Annotated in this window: 23 protein-coding genes; 15 read left to right on the top strand and 8 right to left on the bottom strand. The window is 65.9% G+C overall.

Annotated elements, in window-relative coordinates; genetic code table 11:
* The first annotated feature begins 254 nt into the window (after positions 1 to 254).
* From ACFSGJ_RS16075 to ACFSGJ_RS16090, 4 genes are read left to right on the top strand one after another with little or no spacing between them, the layout of a single operon-like run.
* Entirely contained in the window at positions 255 to 1,265 is a 1,011-nt protein-coding gene (locus tag ACFSGJ_RS16075; RefSeq protein WP_390264047.1) for a TRAP transporter substrate-binding protein, read from the top strand.
* Positions 1,265 to 1,789, top strand: a complete 525-nt coding sequence (locus ACFSGJ_RS16080; RefSeq protein ID WP_390264049.1) for a TRAP transporter small permease — start codon at positions 1,265 to 1,267, stop codon at positions 1,787 to 1,789. Before ACFSGJ_RS16075 ends, ACFSGJ_RS16080 begins: the two co-directional genes overlap by 1 nt.
* A complete protein-coding gene (locus tag ACFSGJ_RS16085) occupies positions 1,786 to 3,144 on the top strand; it encodes a TRAP transporter large permease (RefSeq protein WP_390264052.1) in 1,359 nt (452 codons plus the stop codon). Before ACFSGJ_RS16080 ends, ACFSGJ_RS16085 begins: the two co-directional genes overlap by 4 nt.
* Before the next feature lie 15 nt (positions 3,145 to 3,159).
* On the top strand, positions 3,160 to 4,275 hold the full coding sequence (locus tag ACFSGJ_RS16090) for a 5-methyltetrahydropteroyltriglutamate--homocysteine S-methyltransferase (protein WP_390264054.1): 1,116 nt from the start codon (positions 3,160 to 3,162) through the stop codon (positions 4,273 to 4,275).
* A 60-nt stretch (positions 4,276 to 4,335) separates the two neighbouring features.
* Here the strand turns inward: ACFSGJ_RS16090 and ACFSGJ_RS16095 are convergent, their stop codons facing one another.
* The 6 genes from ACFSGJ_RS16095 to ACFSGJ_RS16120 form a co-directional block, all read right to left on the bottom strand.
* A complete protein-coding gene (locus ACFSGJ_RS16095; RefSeq protein WP_390264057.1) occupies positions 4,336 to 5,637 on the bottom strand; it encodes a TRAP transporter large permease in 1,302 nt (433 codons plus the stop codon).
* On the bottom strand, positions 5,634 to 6,149 hold the full coding sequence (locus ACFSGJ_RS16100; protein ID WP_390264060.1) for a TRAP transporter small permease: 516 nt from the start codon (positions 6,147 to 6,149) through the stop codon (positions 5,634 to 5,636). Before ACFSGJ_RS16100 ends, ACFSGJ_RS16095 begins: the two co-directional genes overlap by 4 nt.
* Positions 6,150 to 6,220: 71 nt before the next feature.
* Positions 6,221 to 7,342 (bottom strand): TRAP transporter substrate-binding protein DctP, encoded by a 1,122-nt coding sequence (gene dctP, locus ACFSGJ_RS16105; protein ID WP_390264063.1) that lies wholly within the window; start codon positions 7,340 to 7,342, stop codon positions 6,221 to 6,223.
* Between the two features lie 31 nt (positions 7,343 to 7,373).
* Positions 7,374 to 8,246: an amidohydrolase family protein gene (locus ACFSGJ_RS16110; protein ID WP_390264066.1), complete on the bottom strand. Its 873-nt coding sequence runs from the start codon at positions 8,244 to 8,246 to the stop codon at positions 7,374 to 7,376.
* Positions 8,243 to 8,722 carry a MarR family winged helix-turn-helix transcriptional regulator gene (locus ACFSGJ_RS16115; protein WP_390264069.1) on the bottom strand — a complete coding sequence of 160 codons (480 nt, stop codon included), beginning with the start codon at positions 8,720 to 8,722 and terminating at the stop codon, positions 8,243 to 8,245. Before ACFSGJ_RS16115 ends, ACFSGJ_RS16110 begins: the two co-directional genes overlap by 4 nt.
* Positions 8,715 to 9,509 (bottom strand): crotonase/enoyl-CoA hydratase family protein, encoded by a 795-nt coding sequence (locus tag ACFSGJ_RS16120; protein WP_390264072.1) that lies wholly within the window; start codon positions 9,507 to 9,509, stop codon positions 8,715 to 8,717. The genes ACFSGJ_RS16115 and ACFSGJ_RS16120 overlap by 8 nt, the downstream gene beginning before the upstream one ends.
* Before the next feature lie 132 nt (positions 9,510 to 9,641).
* On the opposite strand from ACFSGJ_RS16120, the gene ACFSGJ_RS16125 reads away from it, so the two are divergent.
* The 5 genes from ACFSGJ_RS16125 to ACFSGJ_RS16145 all read left to right on the top strand — a co-directional run bounded on the left by ACFSGJ_RS16125 (position 9,642) and on the right by ACFSGJ_RS16145 (position 14,930).
* Positions 9,642 to 11,489, top strand: a complete 1,848-nt coding sequence (locus tag ACFSGJ_RS16125; RefSeq protein WP_390264075.1) for a feruloyl-CoA synthase — start codon at positions 9,642 to 9,644, stop codon at positions 11,487 to 11,489.
* A gap of 25 nt (positions 11,490 to 11,514) precedes the next feature.
* Positions 11,515 to 12,273 (top strand): SDR family NAD(P)-dependent oxidoreductase, encoded by a 759-nt coding sequence (locus tag ACFSGJ_RS16130; protein WP_390264078.1) that lies wholly within the window; start codon positions 11,515 to 11,517, stop codon positions 12,271 to 12,273.
* Between the two features lie 3 nt (positions 12,274 to 12,276).
* Positions 12,277 to 13,872, top strand: a complete 1,596-nt coding sequence (locus ACFSGJ_RS16135; RefSeq protein ID WP_390264081.1) for an acyl-CoA dehydrogenase family protein — start codon at positions 12,277 to 12,279, stop codon at positions 13,870 to 13,872.
* 60 nt (positions 13,873 to 13,932) lie between these two features.
* Positions 13,933 to 14,202 carry an EF-hand domain-containing protein gene (locus ACFSGJ_RS16140; RefSeq protein WP_390264084.1) on the top strand — a complete coding sequence of 90 codons (270 nt, stop codon included), beginning with the start codon at positions 13,933 to 13,935 and terminating at the stop codon, positions 14,200 to 14,202.
* A gap of 143 nt (positions 14,203 to 14,345) precedes the next feature.
* Positions 14,346 to 14,930 carry a HupE/UreJ family protein gene (locus ACFSGJ_RS16145; RefSeq protein ID WP_390264086.1) on the top strand — a complete coding sequence of 195 codons (585 nt, stop codon included), beginning with the start codon at positions 14,346 to 14,348 and terminating at the stop codon, positions 14,928 to 14,930.
* Here ACFSGJ_RS16145 and trhO read toward each other — a convergent pair whose 3' ends face one another.
* Positions 14,931 to 15,851 (bottom strand): oxygen-dependent tRNA uridine(34) hydroxylase TrhO, encoded by a 921-nt coding sequence (trhO, locus tag ACFSGJ_RS16150; protein ID WP_390264203.1) that lies wholly within the window; start codon positions 15,849 to 15,851, stop codon positions 14,931 to 14,933.
* A gap of 124 nt (positions 15,852 to 15,975) precedes the next feature.
* On the opposite strand from trhO, the gene pncA reads away from it, so the two are divergent.
* From pncA to ACFSGJ_RS16175, 5 genes are all read left to right on the top strand, one after another.
* Entirely contained in the window at positions 15,976 to 16,581 is a 606-nt protein-coding gene (pncA, locus tag ACFSGJ_RS16155) for a bifunctional nicotinamidase/pyrazinamidase (RefSeq protein WP_390264089.1), read from the top strand.
* Positions 16,582 to 17,874, top strand: a complete 1,293-nt coding sequence (pncB, locus tag ACFSGJ_RS16160) for a nicotinate phosphoribosyltransferase (RefSeq protein WP_390264091.1) — start codon at positions 16,582 to 16,584, stop codon at positions 17,872 to 17,874.
* A gap of 111 nt (positions 17,875 to 17,985) precedes the next feature.
* Positions 17,986 to 19,011 (top strand): GTPase ObgE, encoded by a 1,026-nt coding sequence (gene obgE / locus ACFSGJ_RS16165; RefSeq protein WP_390264094.1) that lies wholly within the window; start codon positions 17,986 to 17,988, stop codon positions 19,009 to 19,011.
* A complete protein-coding gene (gene proB / locus ACFSGJ_RS16170; protein WP_390264206.1) occupies positions 19,008 to 20,114 on the top strand; it encodes a glutamate 5-kinase in 1,107 nt (368 codons plus the stop codon). Before obgE ends, proB begins: the two co-directional genes overlap by 4 nt.
* An 8-nt stretch (positions 20,115 to 20,122) precedes the next feature.
* Positions 20,123 to 21,379 (top strand): glutamate-5-semialdehyde dehydrogenase, encoded by a 1,257-nt coding sequence (locus ACFSGJ_RS16175; protein ID WP_390264097.1) that lies wholly within the window; start codon positions 20,123 to 20,125, stop codon positions 21,377 to 21,379.
* Positions 21,380 to 21,381: 2 nt separating this feature from the next.
* Here the strand turns inward: ACFSGJ_RS16175 and ACFSGJ_RS16180 are convergent, their stop codons facing one another.
* Positions 21,382 to 21,975 carry a histidine phosphotransferase family protein gene (locus tag ACFSGJ_RS16180; protein WP_390264100.1) on the bottom strand — a complete coding sequence of 198 codons (594 nt, stop codon included), beginning with the start codon at positions 21,973 to 21,975 and terminating at the stop codon, positions 21,382 to 21,384.
* A gap of 27 nt (positions 21,976 to 22,002) precedes the next feature.
* Between ACFSGJ_RS16180 and ACFSGJ_RS16185 the strand changes: the two genes are divergently transcribed.
* On the top strand, positions 22,003 to 22,185 hold the full coding sequence (locus ACFSGJ_RS16185) for a DUF3553 domain-containing protein (RefSeq protein WP_390264103.1): 183 nt from the start codon (positions 22,003 to 22,005) through the stop codon (positions 22,183 to 22,185).
* Positions 22,186 to 22,226 lie beyond the last annotated feature (41 nt).

The following is a 22,226-nucleotide window of genomic DNA, read 5'->3' on the forward strand; positions in this document are numbered from 1 at the left end:
GGTTGCAAGGGCGCCTTCGGGCGCCCTTTTCCGTTGTGGCGCAGGCTTGTATCGCTATTGCGGGCGGTGCGTAGAAGTTGACGAGGTCAATCACTTGTGCCACCAAATCACCGGGGGCAGGAGGAAAAATCCGTCAGGGCTGCCCCGGAACCGCTTTGCTGGCGACGATTGGAACGCTATGACAGCAAGTGGGGATCATCATTATCGCAGGGAGGGAAGCGATGCGGAATTCAAGGATTTTCCGGACGGCAGCAATGGCAACAGTGCTGGCCTTCGCCACCGCGGGCGTTGCCGCCGCGCAGGAATTTGTCTTCAAGATGCACCAGCCGCTGAGCGCGCAATCGCCCTCTCAGACCCAGATGCTGGAGCCGTGGGCCCGTCAGGTCGAAGAAAACTCGGGCGGGCGCGTCCGGATCGAGATCTATCCGGCGATGACGCTGGGCGGCCGGCCGCCGGAACTGATCAACCAGGTGCGCGACGGCGTGGTCGATCTGATCTGGACGGTCAACGGCTATACTCCCGGTCTTTTCCCGCGGTCCGAGGTGTTCGAGCTTCCGAACGTTTTCGAAGGCGATCTGGCCGCGGCCAACCTCGCCATGCTCGACATGCTGGATGAACTGCGCGAAGATTATCGTGGCACCGAAGTCATGTTCCTGCATGTCCATGCCGGCAACGGCATCCAGATCGCCGGGCGCGAGGTCCGCTCGCCCACCGATATGGCCGGGCTCAGCCTGCGCACGCCGTCCCGCACCGGCGCTTGGGTGATCGAGGCGCTGGGTGCGACGCCGGTCGCGATGCCGGTTCCGGAACTGCCGCAGGCGCTGCAGCGTGGCACCGTTGCGGGCGCGCTGATCCCGTGGGAAATCATTCCCGCGCTGCAGATCCAGGAGCAGACCGATTACCAGATCGAGGGCGAGAACAACTATCGCTTTGGCACCACGGTCTTTCAGGTGACGATGAACCAGGCCCGCTGGGACGGCCTGCCCGAGGATATCCAGCAGGCGTTCCGCGATGCCTCCGGTCCCGACTGGTGGGCAGAGGTCGGGCAGATCTGGCGCAACACCGATGACTTCGGGATCGGCGTCGCAACCGATGCGGGCAACGAGCATATCGTTCTGACGGCCGAGGAAACGCAGGCCTTCCGCGACGCGCTCGAGCCGGTCGTCGACCGCTGGGTTGCCGAAGTGTCGGGCCAGGGCATCGACGCCGCAGGTCTCGTCGAGCGTGCGCGCGAGCGTATCGCCGCACACAGCGCCGGCAACTGATGGACGCGCCCGTCGCACAAACCTGTCGCCGCACCGGGATTCCCGGTGCGGTCGAACGTCTGGTCACGGCCTGGGCGGTGTTCGGGGGTGTCGTGCTGCTCGCCATCGTCCTGATCAACATCTACGCGGTGGTCACCAGCTTTGCCGGCAGCCGCTTTTCCGGCGATTTCGAGCTGACAGAGATGTTTGCCGCCGTCGCTGCCTTCTGCTTTCTGCCCTATACGCAACTGACCGACGCGAATGTAACCGCGGATATCTTCACCTCGCGGGCCTCGCCGCGCTGGGTCGCGCTCTTCAAGCTGGTGGCGGCCATCGTCGCGCTGCTCTTTGCGCTGCTTCTGCTGTGGCGGATGTATTACGGCATGATCGACCAGCGGGATTACCGTTATACCACGACGATCCTGCAGGTGCCGATCTGGTGGGCGTTCGTGCCGATCCTGATCTCGCTTGCGTTGCTTGCGCTGGCATCGGCGGTCAACTTCATCGAATACGGGCGCGACGCGCTTCGCGGAGGACGGGCATGACCGATCCCACCAGCCTGGGCTTTCTCGGGCTACTGGTTCTTCTGATCCTCATCGCGCTGCGGATGCCGATCGGCTATGCGATGATCCTTGTCGGCGGCGTGGGCATCACCCTTCTGAACGGCCCGGCGCTGATGCTCAACCAGCTCAAGACGCTCGCCTACGGGCAGTTCTCGGTCTACGACCTGTCGGTGATCCCGATGTTCGTGCTGATGGGGGCGCTGGCGACCAAGGCGGGGTTCAGCCAGCAGTTGTTCCGCTTCACCAACGCCTGGCTGGGCTGGATGCGGGGCGGCACGGCGATGGCGGGGATCGCCGCCTGCGCCGGGTTCGGCGCCGTTTCGGGGTCATCGCTTGCGACCGCATCCACCATGGGCAAGGTCGCACTGCCGGAACTGCGGCGCTATCGCTATTCGGGCGCGCTCGCCACCGGGTCGCTGGCTGCGGGCGGGGTGCTGGGCATCCTTATCCCGCCATCGGTCGTTCTCATCATCTATGCGATCATCGTTGAGGCGAACATCGTCACGATGTTCATGGCCGCGTTCATCCCCGGCATCCTCGCCGTGATCTTCTTTCTGCTGACGATCGCGATCTATGTGATCGTCGTCCCCGATGCAGGCCCCGCCGGCGGCACCAAGGACCGGGCGGAGTTCATTTCGGCGACCCTTGGCGTGATCCCCGTTCTGCTGATCTTCGGCCTCGTTCTGGGCGGGATCTATGGCGGGCTCTACAACCCGACGCCGGCCGCCGCCGTTGGCGTGTTCCTCGTCTTCGTCTTCGGGATCGTGCAGCGCAAGCTCTCGCTTCGGGCGATGTATGACTCGGTGATCGAGACGGCGAGCACTACGGGCATGATCTTTCTGATCCTTCTTGGCGCCGAGCTGATGAAGATCTACATGTCGCGCATCGGCCTGCCGCAGGCCGCCGCCGCATGGATCGGCAATTCCGGGCTGGAGCCGATGACGGTCCTGGTCCTGCTGCTTCTGGCGCTGATCCTTCTCGGCTGCCTGATGGACAGCCTCTCGATGATCCTGCTGGTCATCCCGTTCTTCTGGCCGGTGCTGGTGGAACTCAACGGCGGGCTCTATCAGGGTGCGGACGGCGCCGGTTTCGGGATGAGCACGAACGATCTCAAGATCTGGTTCGGCATACTTGCCTTGATCGTCGTGGAACTGGGGCTTATCACCCCGCCGGTGGGCATGAACGTGTTCGTCATCTCGGCGATGGCCCGCGATACGCCGATGATGGAGACCTTCAAGGGCGTGATGCCCTTCTTCGCGGCCGAAATCGTCCGGGTGGTGCTGCTTCTGGCCTTTCCGGGGATCGTGCTCTGGCTGCCGAAGTTCCTTGCCGGATAGACTGAAAGGAAGACCATGACACTGACCCCTCCGTTCCGCGCCGATCATGTCGGCAGCCTGTTGCGCCCGCCGGCGGTCGCCGCGGCGCGCAAGGCCCGTGCCGAGGGCGCCGACAATGCCGCCGAACTGCGTGCCGCCGAGGATGAGGCGATCCGCGATGTGATCCGGATGCAGGAAGACATTGGCTTCAAGGCCGTGACCGACGGCGAAATCCGCCGGTCCTTCTGGCATTACGACTTCATGGGGATGCTGACGGGCTTCGACATGGAGGAACGCGACCCGGAACAGGGCGCCCAGTTCGCGGGCGTCAAGCTCCGCCCGGTCTTCCCGACGATCAAGGGCAAGCTCGACTTTCCCGACGATCATCCGATGCTCGAGCATTTCCGGTTTGTCGCCGGGAACACGGGTGTCGTGCCCAAGATCTCGATCCCCGGGCCGTCCTGCTGCCATTTCCGCACCGCCAAGGCCGATATCCACCCGGTCGAATATCAGGACGCAGAGGTTCTCTTTGCCGATCTGGCGGCGACCTATGCAAAGGCGGTGGCGAAATTCTATGAGGCCGGCTGCCGCTATCTGCAGATGGACGACATCTTTTTCGCCTATCTCTGTGACCCCAAGCACCGCGCCGCCAAGGCCGCCGAAGGGCAGGATCCGGACTGGCTGATCGAGCAGTATGCAAAGATGATGCATGACGCGATCAAGGACCGCCCGGCCGACATGGTGATCGGGATGCATATGTGCCGGGGCAACTTCCGGTCCACCCACGCGGCCGAGGGGGCCTATGACCTGGCGGCGGATGCCGTCTTCAACAAGACCGGTGTCGATATCTTCTTCATGGAGTATGACACCGAACGCGCGGGCGGGCTGGAACCGCTGCGCCTGCTGGCCAAGGGCAAGCAGCGCGTTCTGCCGGGCTTCATCACGACCAAGACCGGCGAGATGGAAAGCATCGACGATCTGCGCCGCAAGTTCGACGAGGCGGCGAAATACGCCGATCTCGACCAGCTTGGAATCGCGCCGCAATGCGGGTTCGCCTCGACCGAGGAAGGGAACGCGGTCGCGTTTGACGATCAGCGGCGCAAGCTGGAGCTGGTGATCAGGACGGCCGAAGCGATCTGGGGCGGCGTCTGAACCAGCCCCGGACGTGGGACGTGATGCAAAAGCCCCGGCAACTGCCGGGGCTTTTTTCGTTCAGAGCAGGCTGGGCAGGAACAGCACGATCCCCGGGAAGGCCACCACAAGCGCGATCACCGCGAAATCGGCGATGATGAACGGGACCACCCCGCCAAAGATCTGCACCACGGTCGCGTATTTCGCGGCGACGTTCCGGATGACAAACACGTTCAGCCCCACGGGCGGCGTGATCATCCCGATTTCCAGCAGTTTCACCACGACCACGCCGAACCAGACAAGGCTGATGCCTTCGGCGTTGAAGATCGGGATCAGCACCGGCAAGGTGATCAGCAGCGCGCCGAACGGCTCCATCACCATGCCCAGGAGCACATAGATCAGCACCACGATCAGCATCAGCTGCACATAGGTCAGGCCGGCATCGCTCACATAGCTGGCGATGAAGCTCGAAAGGCCGGTGATCCCCAGAAAGCGGGTGAACATTGCCGCACCGATCCCGATGATGAAGAGCGAGGCCGAGGTCATCAGCGTTTCCAGCAGCGATTGCTTGAGCACCGGCCAGTTCAGCCGGCCGACAAGCGCCGCACAGCCGAGCGACCCGGCCGCGCCGACCGCGCCCGCCTCGGTCGCGGTGAAAAAGCCGCTGAACATGCCGCCGAACACCAGGACGATCAGCAAGAGGACCGGCCAGACCTTGCCAAGCGCCGCGCGGGCCGAGAGCTTTTCGTCCTCGATCGGGCGGCGGGGAACGATGTCGGGGCGCAGCCAGGCGATCACCAGCACGACGATTGCATAGCTCAGCGCGGTGACGATGCCGATGCCGATGCCGCCGATGAAGACGCGGGTGATCGAGGTTTCGGCAAAGACGCCGTAGATGATCATGAGGATCGATGGCGGGATGAGCGCACCGATCGTCCCGCCCGCGGCGATGGAGCCGGCGGCAAAGCCCGGGTTGTAGCCCGCGCGCACCATTTCCGGAATGGCGATGCGCCCCATCGCGGCGGCGGTGGCGAGCGATGATCCGCAGACCGCCGCGAAGCCTGAACAGGCAAAGATCGACGAAATCGCCAATGCGCCCGGCACCCGCCGCAAGAGCGCCTTTGCCGCCTCGAAGAGACCGCCCGTCAGGCCCGAATGAAACGCCACGAACCCCATCAGAAGGAACATGGGAACCGCGCTCATGGTCCAGCTGGCGACAAAGCTGTAGGGCGTGTTCGACAGGACCCCCAGCGCCGGCTGAACGCCGATCAGCGCGGCGATCCCGCCGAACGACACCGCCATCAGCGCAAGCGCCACGGGCACGCGGAACAGAAGCAGGAGGATCAGTATGCCTGCGCCCCAGAATCCGGCCTCTACGTTCATTCTCCGGCTCCTGCGCTGTGCCAGTCCCTGTTGGTGGCGATGAAGAACCCGCGCAGAAGCACGATGACCGCAGCCAGCGCGAACCCGAGCGGGGCAAGGAAATAGGTGGGCCAGACCGGAACCGCATATTGCAGCGCCGTCACGAAGGTGCCCGTGTTGTAGTTGCGCAGCGCGATGCCCCAGCTTGCATAGGCAAGTCCGGCATAGACCACCACGGCGATCAGCGCGACCACGACGTCAGAGATGCGGATCAGGCCCTGCGGCATGAAGCCTTCCAGAAGCTCGACGCTGACCATGCCGCCACGACGCTCGACCCAGGCAAGCGGCAGGAAGGCCACGAGGACCATGTAGTATCGCGACACGATTTCGACCGTCGCAGGCAGCGGCCCGCCCGAGACCTGTCGCCAGATCACGTCGGCGCAGACATGCACCATCATCGCAAGGACACCCACCGCCGCAAGCGTGGCAAGCACACTCATCAGAGCATCGACAGCGCGTCGGATCTGCTCCATTCCCCCCTCCCCAGGTAAAGGAACGTGTGGTCAATGGGGCCGCGGCAGGATCGCTGCGGCCCCGGTTCCGTTCAGCCGCCGTAGGTTGCGGGATCGACCTGATCCCAGACCTCGGACTGGAGCCGTTCGGCAATCGCCTCGGGGTCGCCATTGACCTCTTCGACGATCGCAGTCCATTTCTCGACCAGACCGAGGAAGGTTTCGACCCGCTCGCTCGCGTCGGTCATGCCGAACTGCTGTTCCGCGCGGGCAATGGCGTTCTGGCGGTCGGCAACCGCAAATTCCTCGCTTGCCGCAAGGAAATCGGCATCCGGCTCGATCATCTCGATCCCCGCCTCGGCGGCGGCGGCGCGCGCCTCTTCGGGCATCGCATAGCCCCAGCGCTGGGTAAAGTCGGCATTGGCGCGGTTGGCGGCGCGGATGATCGCGGCGCGATCCTCGGCCTCAAGCGACTGCCAGACCGGCAGCGAGAAGGCGAAGTTCGACGTGGCGTGATAGGTGCCAAGCTGGATGCCGGAATAGTTGCTGGCAAGCTCGACAAGGCGGAACGACAAAAGGTCCGCAACCGAGGCCATGGTGCCGTCGATCACGCCCTGCGACATGGATTCGAACTGGTCGTTCACCGACACATCCGTCGGCACCGCGCCGAAATGTTCGGCCCAGCGGGAAAACGGCGCGCCGCCGGACCGCAGCCGCAGGCCCCGCAGATCGGCGGCCGTCGCGACGGGGCGGTTGGTCAGGACGGTATAAACGTCGGAAGACCCGGACCCCAGATAGACGATACCGAAGCGGCGCATCTCTTCCTGGCAGCTGTCGCAGTTGACCATGTATTCGGTCATTGCGGCGGCCATCGCATGCGGGCTCCGCCCGGTCAGGGCAAGCTCGCCCGCGAGCGCCATGTTCGGAAGGTCGGCGGGGAAGTAGAGCGGCAGCAGGTTCCCCACCTCGACCAGCTGCGACTGCAGCGCGTCCTTCATCTGGCCCAGCGTCACGACCTCGGGGCCGAGGATCTGGGCCGTGAGGCGGCCATCGCTTTCTTCCGGCAGGTATTGCGAGAAATTGGTATAGAGCACGCCGTTGGCCGGATGCGGCGGCGGCGCTGCGGGTGCGGTGCGCAATTCGCGCGCCTCGGCCATGGCGCCGAGGCTCAGCGCGACACCAAGGGCAAACGCAGTCGTCTGAAGTAGTTTCATGATCTCTCCTCCCTGAATCGATCAGTAACGGTTACAGGCTCAGCAGTTTCCTCGCATTCTCCTTGAGGATGAGAGGACGGACCTCGTCGCGGATGTCGATCTTTTCGAAATCGGACAGCCAGCGGTCGGGTGTGATGGCGGGCCAGTCCGACCCGAAAAGCATCTTTTTCCTGAGGATCGTGTTCGCGTATTTCACGAAGATTTCGGGGAAATAGCGCGGCGACCAGCCCGACATGTCGATATAGACGTTGGGCTTGTGCGTCGCGACCGACAGCGCCTCTTCCGTCCAGGGAAAGGACGGGTGCGCCATCACAATCGGCATGTCCGGGAAATCCACCGCCACATCGTCGATGAACATCGGGTTGGAATATTTCAGCCGCATCCCCATGCCGCCGCGCATCCCCGACCCGACCCCGGTCTGGCCGGTATGGAACAGCGCGATCGCGCCTTCTTCGGCGATGGCCTCATACATCACATAGGCGGAACGGTCGTTGGGATAGAAGCCTTGCATGGTGGGGTGAAACTTGAAGCCCCGCACGCCGAATTCCCGGACCAGCCGGCGGGCTTCGCGCGCGCCCGCCCGCCCCTTGGCCGGGTCGATCGAGGCGAAGGGGATCAGCACATCGCTGTTCTCCGCGGCGAGTTTCGCGACATCCTCGTTGGAATAGCGGCGAAAGCCGGTTTCCCGCTCGGCATCGACCGGAAAGATGACGGCGCCGATCTTGCGTTCACGGTAATAGGCGGCGGTTTCGACAACCGTGGGCAGGTGGTTGTGCCCGGCGGGGTTCTTGAAATAGGCGGCCATCCCGGCCTGAAATTCGTCATAGCCATCGTCGCGGGGGCCGCAGCAGGGTTCCTCGGCATGGGTGTGGAAGTCGATGGCGATCAGGTCGTCGATGTTCATTTGTTCTCCCCCTCCGGCAGCGCGAGGTATTTGCGCAGCAGCCGGCGCAGTTCCGATTCTTCCGCGGCGGTCAGCGTCAGCTTTTCACGCGCCTCGAAGCTGGTGAAATGGCCGATATGTTCTGCCACCAGCGCCTCGCCGCCGGGGCTGAGCCGCAGTTCGACCGACCGGCGGTCGTCGTCCGGGATGGTCCGTTCCACAAAGCCCGCATCCTCGAAGGCGCGGATCATCTTGGTCATATGCGCGCGCTTGATGATCAGCCGCTGTGCCAGAACGCCTTGGCGGATGCCGGGATTCTGCCGGATGATCAGCAGCGCGGAAAACTCGCCCGGACGGATGCCGAAGGGGGCAAGCCCCGCATAGAAATCCTCAAAGCTCGCGAGCTGCGCCAGCCGCAGCAGAAAGCCGAGCGAGTCGGTGAGTGGCCCCATTTCCACCGCCTCGGGCGTGGTCACGGGCCGCAAGTCGTCAGCCATGGGCCGCACGCGGAATATCGAGCCGCTTGGCCCGCTTTTCCAGGAAGGCGCGCAGCCGCTCCTCGGCCTCGGGCGTGGCGGAGGTGAGCGCGGACATGAGCGATTCCGTAAAGAGGCCGTCCTCGTTCGACATGTCCTGAATACGCGGCAGGGCGTTCAGGATGGCGTAGTTGGACATTTCGGCATTGGTCGCCGTCTGGGCGGCAAGTTCCAGCGCCTTTTCCAGCGCTTTTCCCGGTTCCGAGATATAGTGGATCAGGCCCCAGCGTTCGGCCTCTTCGGGGGTCGCGACCCGGCCCGTCAGCATGAGGTCGGTCATCCGCGCCGCGCCCATCAGGCGCGCGATGCGCACCGAGCCGCCGCCGCCAACAAAGATGCCGCGCTGCCCCTCGGGCAGGGCAAAGAAGGTCTTGGGGTCGGCCACCCGCAGATGTGTCGAGGCCGCGAGTTCCAGCCCGCCACCCACCACGGCCCCGTGCAGCGCGGACACGAAGGGGATTGTCCCGCGTTCGATCCGGTCGAAAATCTCGTGCCACCGCCGCGATCCGCGGATCGCCTCGATCGGCGATTTCACGACATGTTCGCCAAGATCCAGGCCCGCACTGAAATGATCTCCGTGACCATGGATCACCGCGGCCTTCGCCTCGGCGCCCGCACGGGCGACGGCCTCTGCCAGCGCCTCGACCACGTTGTCGCTGATCGCATTGCGCTTGGCCGGACGGTTCAATCCGATGAGCGCGACGGCCCCCTTCTGTTCATAGGTGATGAAACTATCGCTGCTCTGCATGGGTTCCTCCGCTCCTCCGGCATGATCCTAAGCGGGGCGATGCGATATTGTCCACATGTGTTTTGTTTCCGTGTGGACAAAAACCGGATTTCGCGTCAGGTTCCCTGTGGGAGCATGTTGAGGGGGGATCGCATGGCCGATCAGGCGAGGGGGCCGGCGCTTTGGCAGCCGGAGGTCGAAATGCACACCGGGCCGGACGGCACGTTCTATGTGCGGCAGAAAGCCCCGCTGGACTCGTATCCGGCGCGGATGAATGAACGCCTGCTGCACTGGGCCGAAACCGAACCGTCGCGCGTCTGGATGGCACAGCGTGGCGATGACGGCGAATGGCAGCGCGTCACCTATTCCGAGGCGGCGGCAAAGGTGCAGTCGCTTGCGCAGGCCTTCATCGATCTGAGGCTTTCGGCGGACCGCCCGCTTCTGATCCTGTCGGGAAACAGCATCAGCCATGCCCTCGTGGCGCTGGCGGCGCAACATGTGGGGGTTCCCTCGGCGGCCATTGCGCCGGCCTATTCGCTCGTGTCGTCCGACTATGGCAAGCTGCGCGACATCCGCGACCAGCTGGAGCCGGGGCTGCTCTTTGTGGAAGAGGCCGCGCCGTTCGCCCCCGCCATCACGGCGGTTTTCGATCCATCGGTGCCGGTCCTGACCACCAAAGGGGAGATCCCGGGGCGGGAGACGTTGAGCCTCGGGGCCCTTGCCGCCACGCGACCTACCGACGCGGTGGCGCAGGCCTTTGATGCGACCGGCCCGGATACGGTGGCCAAGTTCCTCTTTACTTCGGGTACGACGGGATCGCCCAAGGCGGTGATCCAGACGCAGCGGATGCTGTGTTCCAATCAGGAGATGATCGCCGATTGCTATGCCTTCGTGCGGGATGTTCCGCCGGTCGTCGTCGACTGGGCGCCGTGGAACCACACCGCAAGCGGCAACAAGGTGTTCAACCTGATCCTTTATAACGGCGGCACCTATTACATCGATGACGGCAAGCCGACGCCCAAGGCCATCACGGCGACCATCCGCAACCTGCGTGAAATCTCGCCCACATGGTATTTCAACGTGCCGGTCGGCTATCAGATGCTGCTCGACGCGATGGAGACGGACGACCAGCTGCGGACGACGTTCTTCCGCCATCTGTCGATGATGATGTATGCCGGCGCGGGCATGAGCCAGCCTGTCTGGGACCGCCTTACCGCCGTGGCGGAACAGATGGTGCCGGGCGGGGTGCTTCTGGCCGGCGGGTTCGGCTCCACGGAAACGGGGCCTTTCGCGCTGATGTGCACCGACCGGCAGGACCGCGCGGGCAATCTGGGCGTTCCGGCGCGGGGGGTCGAGCTCAAGCTCGTGCCGCAGGGCGACAAGCTGGAGGCCCGGGTCAAAAGCCCTTCGGTCACGCCCGGCTACTGGCGGAACGAAAAGCTGACGCAAGAGGCGTTCGACGAAGAGGGCTATTACTGTTTCGGCGACGCGCTCCGTTTTGCGGTGCCGGGCCAGCCGGACAAGGGCTTTTTCTTCGACGGGCGACTGGCCGAGAACTTCAAGCTCGATACCGGGACATGGGTGGCGGTCGGGCCGCTGCGCGCGACCTTCACCGACGACATGAAAGGCATGGCAAGCGATGTGGTGATCGCGGGCGAAAACCGCGACCGCCTTGCGGCTCTGGTCTTGCCCGACTGGGCGGCGCTGCGGGCGCTGGTGGGACAGCGCGACCTGCCGGATGCCGACCTGCTGGCCCATCCCGTCGTGCGCCGGAAGGCGGCGCAGATGCTTGCCGAACACATGCGCAAGGCCACGGGATCGTCATCGCGCGTGACGCGCTTCATGTTCATCGAAAAGCCGCTTGAATTCGACCGGGGCGAAGTGACGGACAAGGGGTCGATCAACCAGCGGGGCGTGCTGCGGAACCGCGCGGATCTGGTCGAGGCGCTTTATTCCGACGATCCCCGCGTGATCGAACCGGCGCTGAGCGAGGCGCAATGAGTATCGCCGCAGGGAGGATGTCTGGATGCAGCTAGAAGGATCGGTGGCCGTCGTGACCGGCGCAGGTTCGGGGCTTGGGGCGGCGACGGCGCGGCATCTGGCGGAGCATGGCGCGCGGGTGATGTTGCTGGACCGAAACGGCGATGCCGCGCACGCCGTCGCGGCCGGGATCGGCGGGACCGCCCATGAATGCGACGTGACGCAGGAAGCGGACGTGGCCTCGGCGATGGAGGCGGCAGCGGCAATGGGCCCGCTGCGCGTGGCCGTAAGCTGCGCCGGCATCGGCACGGCCGGGCGGGTGCTGGGGCGGGACGGGCCGATGGCGCTGGGCGATTTCGACCGGGTGATCCGCGTGAACCTGATCGGCACGTTCAACGTGCTGCGTCTGGCGGCCGCGATGATGGCGGAGACCGAGCCGGACGCGGATGGCCAGCGGGGCGTCATCATCAACACCGCTTCGGTCGCGGCCCAGGACGGGCAGGTAGGGCAGGCGGCCTATGCGGCCTCCAAGGGCGGGATCGTGTCGATGGCCTTGCCGGCGGCGCGGGAACTGGCCCGGTTCGGCATCCGCGTGAACACCATCGCGCCGGGCATCTTTCGCACGCCCCTGCTGGAAAGCCTGCCGCAAGAGGTGCGGGACGGCATCATCGCGACGATCCCCTGCCCCCACCGGCTGGGAGAGCCGGAGGAATTTGCCCGCACCGTCCGCTTCATCATCGAGACGGACTATCTGAACGCCGAGGTGATCCGCCTTGACGGCGGGGTCCGCCTGCCGCCGCGCTAGACCATGGACGATCTGGAACAGACGCGCGCCCTTATGGCGGTCACGCCGGGCTGGCAGGTGCAGGCAGAGGCGGCGGGGCTCGACGATGCAACCGTGACGGCGATCCTGTCCGAGGCCGCCAAGTTTGCCGAGGGTGTGCTCGCGCCCCTCAATCCCGTCGCCGACAGGACGGGCTGCCGGTTGCAGGACGGCCGCGTCGCGACGCCGCCCGGCTATGCGGGGGCGTGGCTGCGGCTTGGTCAGGATGGCTGGCTGTCGATGGACCTGGCCGAGGGGGCGGGGGGGCAGGGGTTGCCCCTGACGCTTCATGCGGCGGCGGCACCGTTCTTTGAAGGCGCCGCAATGGCCTTCATGATGCTGGCGGGGTCGACCCGCGCGGCGGCGCATCTTTTGACGCAGACGGGCGGGGCGGTCGCGGCTGAATGGGTGCCCCGGCTCGCCAGCGGCGACTGGACAGCGACGATCTGCATATCAGAGCCGGATGCGGGATCGGATGTGGGGCGTATCCGCACCCGCGCCGAAGAGGTCGAGGGCGGCTGGAGGATCACCGGGTCCAAGATCTGGATTTCCTTCGGCGATCACGACATGGCCGATCGTATCGGGCATCTGCTGCTGGCCCGCACCGGGCCGGCCAGCGCCGGAACCCGCGGGCTGAGCCTGTTTCTGGTGCCCGACCGGACCGACAGCGGGGCAAGGAACGGGATCACCGTCACCCGGATCGAGGAAAAGATGGGCCTTCATGGCTCTCCGACCTGCGCGCTGAGCTTCGCGGGGTCCGAGGGGATCCTTCTGGGCGAAGCAGGGCGCGGTCTGCCGCAGCTTTTCCGGATGATCGAGCTGATGCGCCTGCAGACCGCCTGCCAGGGTCTTGGGATCGCGCAGCGCGCGCTGGCCATTGCCCGCAGCTATGCGTCCGAGCGGTTGCAGGGTGGCCCGCCCGATGCGCCGCCTGTGCCGCTGGGCAGCCACCCGGATGTGCGCCGTCAGCTTCTGGCGATCGCGGCGCCCACGGCCGTGCTGCGGGCATTGGTGCTGGAGCTTTCGACCCTCATGGACGGCGATGAGGGGTTGGCGGGCTATCTCTTGCCCCTGGCCAAGAATTTCGGGGCCGAAACCGGCTTTCAGGCGGCAAGCGGCGCCATGCAGGTTCTGGGCGGCGCGGGCTATACCCGTGAATGGCCGGTCGAACAGCTTTTGCGCGATGCGCGGGTAATCGCGATCTATGAGGGCACAACGGGGATGCAGGCGCAGGATTTCCTGATCCGCCGCCTGATCCGGGACGGGGGGCAGACCCTTGGCCGCTTTCTGGACCGGGCGCGCGCGGGTGTGGCTGCCTGCCGCGACGAGGCCGCCCGCGATACCGCAACTGCCGTGCTCGACCGGTTTGACGCGCTTTCGCGCGATCTTCTGGCCGGCGCTGCGTCGCCCGAACTTGCCGCCGACGGCTATCTTCGCGCGGGGTGGCTCGCGGTGACCGCCTGGCTTGCCTGCCGCCTGATCGAGGCAGGATCCGAGCGGGAGGGTCGTTTTGCCCTGCATGACCTGTCTGAGCGCATGGCCGGGGCCGAGGCGCTCTGTCATCTGCCCGCCTGGGTCTGAGGGAACCGGCCCGCCCCTTCGGGCCTTCTGTCGCAGAGTGACATGCTTCAGGAGATGGAAATGAAACCGATACTGACGGCGATGTTCGTTCTGCTGGCTGCGCCGGCCCTTGCCCAGACGGCTGCGCAAGAGATGGAGGCGCTCGATACAGATGGCGATGGCGTCCTGTCCTTCTTTGAGCTTGAGATGGGCTATCCCGATCTCGACGCCGCGACATTCGACCGGATCGACCTGAATGGCGACGGCCTGATCGACCCGTCCGAATTCGAGGCCGCGCGGGAGCAGGACGTGCTGGGCACCCCCGGCGAGACCGAGGCGGCGCTGCGCTAGGGTTTTCCTGCCGCTGAAAGCCGCGGCGTTTCGCTGCAAAATTGTGCGTCGCCGCTGCCCCTCGGTCATCTTGCCGGACCGCCCCTTGATGCAGGCCAAGGCAGCGGACAGAGTGACGCAAAAGACCACTTCGGGGGATGAAGATGAAGCGCCTGTTCCTTTCCGCGATCCTGACGGCGGCGGCATCGCCCCTTTGGGCGCATCCCGGTCACGATCATGCCGATGCGGGCTTTGGCGCGGGGTTTTCCCACCCGCTCCACGGCGCCGACCACATCCTCGCGATGGTCGCGGTCGGGCTCTGGGCGGCAAGCGTCGGGGGACGCGCGCTCTGGGCTTTGCCGGCCGCGTTCGTGGGCGCCATGGTCATGGGCTTTGGTGTGGCGCTTGGCGGGATGACCCTGCCGCTGGTCGAGCCGATGATCCTTGGCTCGGTGATCGTGCTGGGGCTTGCCCTCGCGCTTGCGATGCGGCTGTCGCTTGCGGCCTCGGCTGCGATCGTGGCGCTCTTCGGAGTATTTCACGGCTTTGCCCATGGGCAGGAAATGGGTGCGGGCGGCGCGGCTGCTTTCGGCGCCGGCTTTGCGCTGGCGACGGCGATGCTGCATGCGGGCGGAGTGGCCCTTGGTGCGACGCTGGTGCGAGAGCTTGAGGGTCGCCGCGGCCGTCTGATCATGCGCGGGCTGGGGGCGGGTGCCGTTCTGGGCGGCGTCGTGCTGGCGCTTGGCTGATCAGCCCTTGGCGGGGCGGCTGGCGCCAAGGTGGCGCGCGCCCCGTTGCGCCGCCAGCCTGATCTGGCGCTGACGCTCGCGAAACCCTTCCCGCCGCGCCTCGCTGAACTCGTCGATGCATTGGTGGCAACTCACGCCCTCTTCATAGGCGGGGTGCGCGTGATCCTCGGGCGTCAGCGGGCGGCGGCAGGCGTGGCACATGGTCAGTTCGCCCGGCGTGAGGCCGTGACCCACCGAAACGCGCTGGTCGAAGACAAAGCATTCGCCCTGCCAGAGGCTTTCTTCCTCCGGGACCTCCTCAAGATATTTCAGGATGCCGCCCTTCAGGTGATAGACGTCCTGAACCCCCTGACCCAGCAGGAAGTTCGTCGATTTCTCGCAGCGGATGCCGCCGGTGCAGAACATCGCGATCCGCTTGCCCTCGAACCGGTCGCGGTTCGCCGCCCACCAGTCGGGAAAGTCGCGAAAGGCGCGGGTGCCCGGATCGACCGCGCCGGCAAAGGTGCCTATCGCGACCTCATAATCGTTGCGCGTATCGATCACCGCCACATCGGGCGCCGAGATGAGCGCGTTCCAGTCCTGCGGCGCCACGTAATGCCCGGTCCCCGCAAGCGGATCGACCCCTGGCTGGCCCATCGTGACGATTTCACGCTTTAACCGCACCTTCATGCGGCCAAAGGGCATCGTCGGGGCCGGGCTTTCCTTCCAGTCGAGCGTCTCGCAGCCGGGCAGGGACCGGATATGGGCGATCACATGGTCGATCCCCTGACGCGTTCCGGCAATCGTGCCGTTGATCCCTTCCTGCGCCAGCAGCAGCGAGCCGCGCACGCCCTCGGCCTCGCAGAGCGCAAGGAGAGGACCGCGCAGCGCGGCCGGATCGTCAAAGCGGGTGAAATGGTAAAGCGCGGCAACGGTCAGCATGTGATGCAGATAGGCGAGCCGGGCCACCCCGCGCAAGGGCCAGCGAAAGGCCCGGCGAAAGTGCGGTGGCATTGACGTGCCGGGTCATCGCACTTACGCAGACGTAAAGCGACCGGAGGATGCCATGCAGGGCCAGAATGCGCTGATCGTCATTGATGTGCAGAACGATTTCTGCTCCGGGGGCGCCCTGGCGGTGCCGGACGGCGACGGGGTGATCGGACGCATCAACGGGCTGATGGAGGATTTCGGCACCGTGATCCTGACGCAGGACTGGCATCCCGCGACGCATCGTTCCTTTGCCAGCCAGCATCCCGGCGCCGCAGCCTATGACCTGACGGAAATGCCCTACGGGCCACAGGTGCTTTGGCCCGACCATTGCGTCCAGGGCACGCCGGGGGCCGCGTTTCACCCCGACCTGCGTACCGATCCCGCCCATCTGATCCTGCGCAAGGGCTTCCGCGCGGGCATCGACAGCTATTCGGCGTTCTTCGAAAATGATCGCACGACCCCCACGGGGCTGGAGGGGTATCTGCGCAGCCGGGGCATCACCGGCGTGACGCTGGTCGGGCTCGCCTTCGATTTCTGCGTCGCATATTCGGCGCTAGATGCGGCGCGGCTCGGTTTTGACGTGCGCGTGCTGGAAGGGGCGTGCCGTGCCATCGACCTTGACGGATCGGCGGCGGCCCAACGCGCGGCGATGCAAAACGCCGGCGTCCTGCTGGAGGCATAGATGGCTGATATCGCCACCCGGGTCTACAACCATAAATGGAAGATCGACCCGATCGTCCGCTCTCTGATCGACACCGATTTCTACAAGCTTCTGATGTGCCAGTCGGTGTTCCGGAACCGTGCCGACACGCGCGTGACCTTCAGCCTGATCAACCGCACCAAATCGGTGCGCCTTGCCGATCTGATCGACGAAGGCGAACTGCGCGAACAGCTTGACCACATTCGCACGCTGCGCCTGTCGCGGGGCGAAAGCACCTTTCTGCGCGGCAACACCTTCTACGGCAAGCGCCAGATGTTCCGCCCCGATTTCATGGAGTGGTTCGAGAACCTTGCGCTGCCGGACTACCATCTGGAAAAGCGCGACGGCCAGTATGAGCTTACGTTCGAAGGGCGCTGGCCCGAGGTGATGCTGTGGGAAATCCCCGCGCTCGCCGTGCTGATGGAACTGCGGTCGCGCGCCGTGCTGCGGGCGATGGGCCGGTTCGAGTTGCAGGTGCTTTATGCCCGGGCGATGACCAAGCTTTGGGAAAAGGTCGAGCGCCTGCGCCGCGTCGAGGGGCTGCGGGTGGCCGATTTCGGAACGCGGCGACGGCACAGCTTCCTGTGGCAGGACTGGTGCGTTCAGGCCCTGATCGAGGGGTTGGGCGACAAGTTCACCGGCACCTCCAACTGTCTGATCGCCATGCGGCGAGAGGTCGAGGCGATCGGCACCAATGCCCACGAACTGCCGATGGTCTATTCGGCGCTGGCCCGCAGCGACGAGGAACTGGCGCGCGCGCCCTATCAGGTGCTTGCCGACTGGCATGAGGAACATGACGGCAACCTGCGCATCATCCTGCCCGACACCTACGGGACCGAGGGTTTCCTGCGCCGCGCGCCCGACTGGCTGGCCCGCTGGACCGGCATCCGTATCGACAGCGGCGACCCGGCCGAAGGCGCAGAGACCGCGATCCGCTGGTGGCGCGACCGCGGCGAGGACCCGCGCGAAAAGCTCGTGATCTTTTCCGACGGGCTCGATGTCGAAAAGATCGAGGAGCTTTCCGCCCGCTTTGCCGGCCGCGTCAAGGTGAGCTTTGGCTGGGGCACGATGCTGACCAACGACTTTCGCGGGCTGGTGGCTGGGGATGCGCTCGCGCCGTTTTCGCTGGTCTGCAAGGCGGTTTCGGCCGATGGCCGGCCCACGGTCAAGCTGTCGGACAACCCGAACAAGGCCATGGGCCCGGCGGATGAGGTCGCCCGCTACAAGCGCGTGTTCGGCGTGGGCAATCAGGTCGCGCGCGAGGTTGTCGTCTGACCCTGCGCATTGCCCTGCCGGGGGCGCAAACCCGCTGACGCCCCTGCAAGGGTTGAGCCTGCGGCGATTCCCCTCTATCGCGTAGGACAAAGAACACAAGGTAATCGCAACATGAAGTTTCTCGATCTCGCCAAGGTCTATATCCGCTCGGGCGGCGGCGGGTCGGGCTGCGTCAGCTTTCGCCGTGAGAAGTTCGTGGAATTCGGCGGCCCCGATGGCGGCGATGGCGGCAATGGCGGCTCGGTCTGGGCCGAGGCGGTCGAGGGGCTGAACACCCTGATCGACTTTCGCTATCAGCAGCATTTCTTTGCCAAGTCGGGCCAGCCGGGGATGGGCCGGCAGATGACCGGCAAATCCGGCGACGACATCGTTCTGCGCGTGCCGGTCGGAACGGAAATCCTGGATGAGGACGAAGAAACCCTGATCGCCGACCTCACCGAACCGGGCCAGCGGGTGCTGCTGGCGCGGGGTGGCAATGGGGGGTTCGGGAATCTTCACTTCAAATCGGCCACCAACCAGTCGCCCCGCCGCGCAAATCCGGGACAGGAAGGCGTGGAACGCACGATCTGGCTGCGGCTCAAGCTGATTGCCGATGCGGGGCTTCTGGGCCTGCCCAATGCCGGGAAGTCGACCTTCCTTTCGGCGACCTCGAACGCGCGGCCAAAGATCGCGGATTACCCCTTTACCACCCTGCATCCCAATCTTGGCGTGGTGGGAATCGACGGCAAGGAATTCGTGATGGCCGATATCCCGGGCCTGATCGAGGGCGCGTCCGAGGGGCGCGGCCTTGGCGATCTGTTCCTTGGCCATGTGGAACGCTGCTCGGTTCTGCTCCATCTGGTCGACGGCACCTCCGAGGACGTGGCCCATGACTACGGCGTCATCATCGGTGAGCTTGAAGCCTATGCCGAGGAACTTGCGCAGAAGCCCCGGATCACCGCGCTGAACAAGATCGACGCGCTGGACGAGGAAGAGCGTGCCGAAAAGAAGGCGGAGCTTGAGGCCGCGTCGGGCGGTCGGGTCTACATGATCTCGGGCGTCGCGGGCGAAGGCCTGCCGGAGGTGCTGCGCGCCATCTATGCCGAGATCGCCCGGGACCGCGCCGCCCCCGAGGAGGAAGCGCCTTGGCAACCCTGACACCGGCGATTGCCCGTGCGCGGCGGCTGGTCGTCAAGATCGGGTCGGCGCTGCTGGTGGACCGGGCGACGGGGCTGCGCGCCGACTGGCTGCGTGGCCTGGCCGAGGATGTGGCCGCGATGAAGGCCCGCAAGGCCGATGTGGTGCTTGTCTCCTCCGGCTCCATCGCGCTGGGGCGGGCAGTCCTTGGTCTGCCGGACGGGGCCCTGACGCTTGAACAGAGCCAGGCTGCCGCGGCGGTCGGCCAGATCCGTCTGGCCCGCGCCTACGAAGAGGTGCTGGCGCCGCATGGCATCACCACGGCGCAGATCCTCGTGACGCTTGAGGATACCGAGGACCGCCGGCGCTATCTCAACAGCCGGGCGACGCTGCAGACATTGCTGGGCCTGGGTGCCGTGCCCATCGTGAACGAAAACGACACGGTCGCCACGGACGAGATCCGCTTTGGCGACAATGACCGGCTGGCGGCGCAGATCGCGGTGACGGTCGGGGCGGATCAGCTTGTGCTTCTGTCGGATGTGGACGGGTTCTATTCCGCGAACCCCAAACAGGATGCGACGGCGCGCCGGTTCGACCTGATCGAAGACATCACGCCCGAGATCGAGGCGATGGCGGGCGATCCGGTCTCGGGCCTGTCCAAGGGCGGGATGAAGACCAAGCTCTTGGCCGCGCGGACCGCGGTGCGGGGCGGATGTTCGATGGCGATCACCGAGGGTTCCGTCCTGCGCCCGCTGCGCGCGCTGGAAGACGGCGCGCCCTGCACCTGGTTTCTGGCGCAGGGCGATCCGCAGGTGGCCCGCAAGCGCTGGATCGCCGCGATGAAGGAAAAGGGCATGATCCGGATCGACGCGGGCGCCGAGGCTGCGCTACGTCAGGGGCGGTCGTTGTTGCCGGCTGGCGTCGTGGCTGTGTCGGGCAGCTTTGGCCGGGGCGATCCGGTGGCGATTTTGGGGGCTGGCGGCGACGCGCTGGGCAAAGGGCTCGCGCGCTACACCGCCGCCGAGGCGCAGGCCATCGCCGGGCGCCGCTCAGCCGAGATCGAGGCGGTGCTGGGCTATCCGGGCCGGGCGGCGCTGGTGCACCGGGATGACATGGTTCTGTGAGGGACGCGATGAGCGAGATCGAAGGGCTGATGCGGGCGATCGGCCTGCGCGCGAAAGAGGCCGCGGCGGATCTGGCCTTTGCGACGCCAGAGGCGAAGACGCGGGCGCTTGAGGCTGCTGCGGATGCGCTCTGGTCTGGCCGGGCGCGTCTGATCGAGGCGAACGCGCTCGATCTCGACTTCGGACGGGAAAAGGGTCTCTCTCCGTCGATGATGGACCGGCTGATGCTGGACGACGGGCGGATTGCGGCAATGGTCGAGGGTCTCCGCGCCGTGGCCGCGCAGCCCGATCCCGTTGGGCAGGTGATGGCGGAATGGGACCGGCCCACAGGGTTGCATATCCAGCGGGTCCGTACGCCGCTTGGCGTGATCGGCGTGATCTACGAAAGCCGCCCGAATGTGACGGCCGACGCGGGCGCGCTCTGCCTCAAGTCGGGGAATGCGGTGATCCTGCGCGGCGGGTCCGAGAGCTTTCACTCCTCGGGCGTGATCCATTCGGCCCTGGTCGAAGGGCTGCGCGCCGCGGGTCTGCCGGAAGATGCGATCCAGCTTGTGCCGACCCGTGACCGGGCGGCGGTGTCGGAAATGCTGCGGATGACGGGGGTGATCGACGTGATCGTCCCGCGCGGCGGCAAGGGTCTTGTCGGGCTGGTGCAGGCCGAGGCGCGCGTGCCGGTCTTTGCCCATCTCGAAGGGATCTGCCACGTCTATGTGGACCGGGCCGCCGACCCGGACAAGGCGCGGCGTGTGGTGCTGAACGCCAAGACGCGGCGCACCGGGGTCTGCGGCGCGGCGGAATGCCTGCTGCTGCATCGTGACATCGCCGATACGCTGGGCGCCGAGATCATCGCCGATCTGGTGGCCGCGGGCGTCGAGGTGCGCGCGGGCGAGGGGCTGCAACACCTGCCCGGCGTCCTGCCCGCCGCTGCCGGGGATTTCGGGACGGAGTTTCTGGACCGGATCATCGCCGTGAAACTGGTCGAGGACGTGGACGCGGCGATCAGCCATATCCGCCGGTTCGGGTCGGGCCATACCGAGGCGATCCTGACCGAGGACGACGCCACCGCCGGCCGCTTTTTCGCACGGCTCGACAGCGCGATCCTGATGCGCAACGCCTCGACCCAGTTCGCCGACGGGGGCGAGTTCGGGATGGGCGCCGAGATCGGGATCGCCACGGGCAAGATGCACGCGCGCGGTCCGGTGGGCGCGGAACAGCTGACCAGCTTCAAGTATCTGGTGACCGGGGACGGGACGATCCGCGCCTGACCTCAGTAGCGCAGGCGGATCGTGCTGCCCGTGACCTCAACCCGCAGGCGGCGGCCCTGCGCCTGCACCTCGGCCGGAAGCAGCGCGAAATGCACGAGCGAGGCCGCGGGTTCGGGCGCGACCTCGGGCCGTTCGAGGCTGTCCCAAAGTGCGTAATCGACCCGCAGGCGCGGGCTGGCCCCGACGATCTCCCATCCCTCACCGTCCTGGGTGATGGTGACGGTGCCGCCGAAAGGCATGGCGGTTTCGATGCACTGGACCACCAGAAACGCGAGCCGCACCTGATCGCGCGGAACTTCGCCCGTCGGGCGCCAGTCGACCCGCAGCCGCCCGCCCGAGGTCATGTCGCGCAGGATGCCGGTGATTTCCTGCCGGCCCATGCGTTGCGGCCCCGCAACGCCATAGGCCACCCGGAAAAACCGGATGCGGGCATTCGCGCTCAGCACGCTTTCGGCGATCAGGTCGGCCTCGGGGCCGCGCGCCTGACCGGCCATCATCATCAGTTCCAGCCCGTTGCCGATCGCGCCGAGAGGGCTGATAAGGTCGTGGCAGATGCGCGAGGCGAGAAGCGCGCTGATATCGGTCGCGGCGGTCATGCGGCGACCCGGGACAGGAAGGATGACATGCTGGGCATCAATGCGATCCTTGAGCCGGGGATGCTGGTCCGGCACCCGGACCGGCCGGATTGGGGGCTGGGGCAGGTCCAGTCGCGCATCGGCACGCGCATCACCGTGAATTTCGAGCATGAGGGCAAGGTTGTCATTGATGGCCAGAGAGTTGGTTTGTTGCTGGTTCACGATTCCTGAAAACGGTAAACAAAGCGTTTAACAACTCAAGGTTGTGTCGC

This window comes from Halodurantibacterium flavum, from assembly GCF_042681825.1.
In the GTDB taxonomy this organism is placed as follows: domain Bacteria; phylum Pseudomonadota; class Alphaproteobacteria; order Rhodobacterales; family Rhodobacteraceae; genus Halodurantibacterium; species Halodurantibacterium flavum.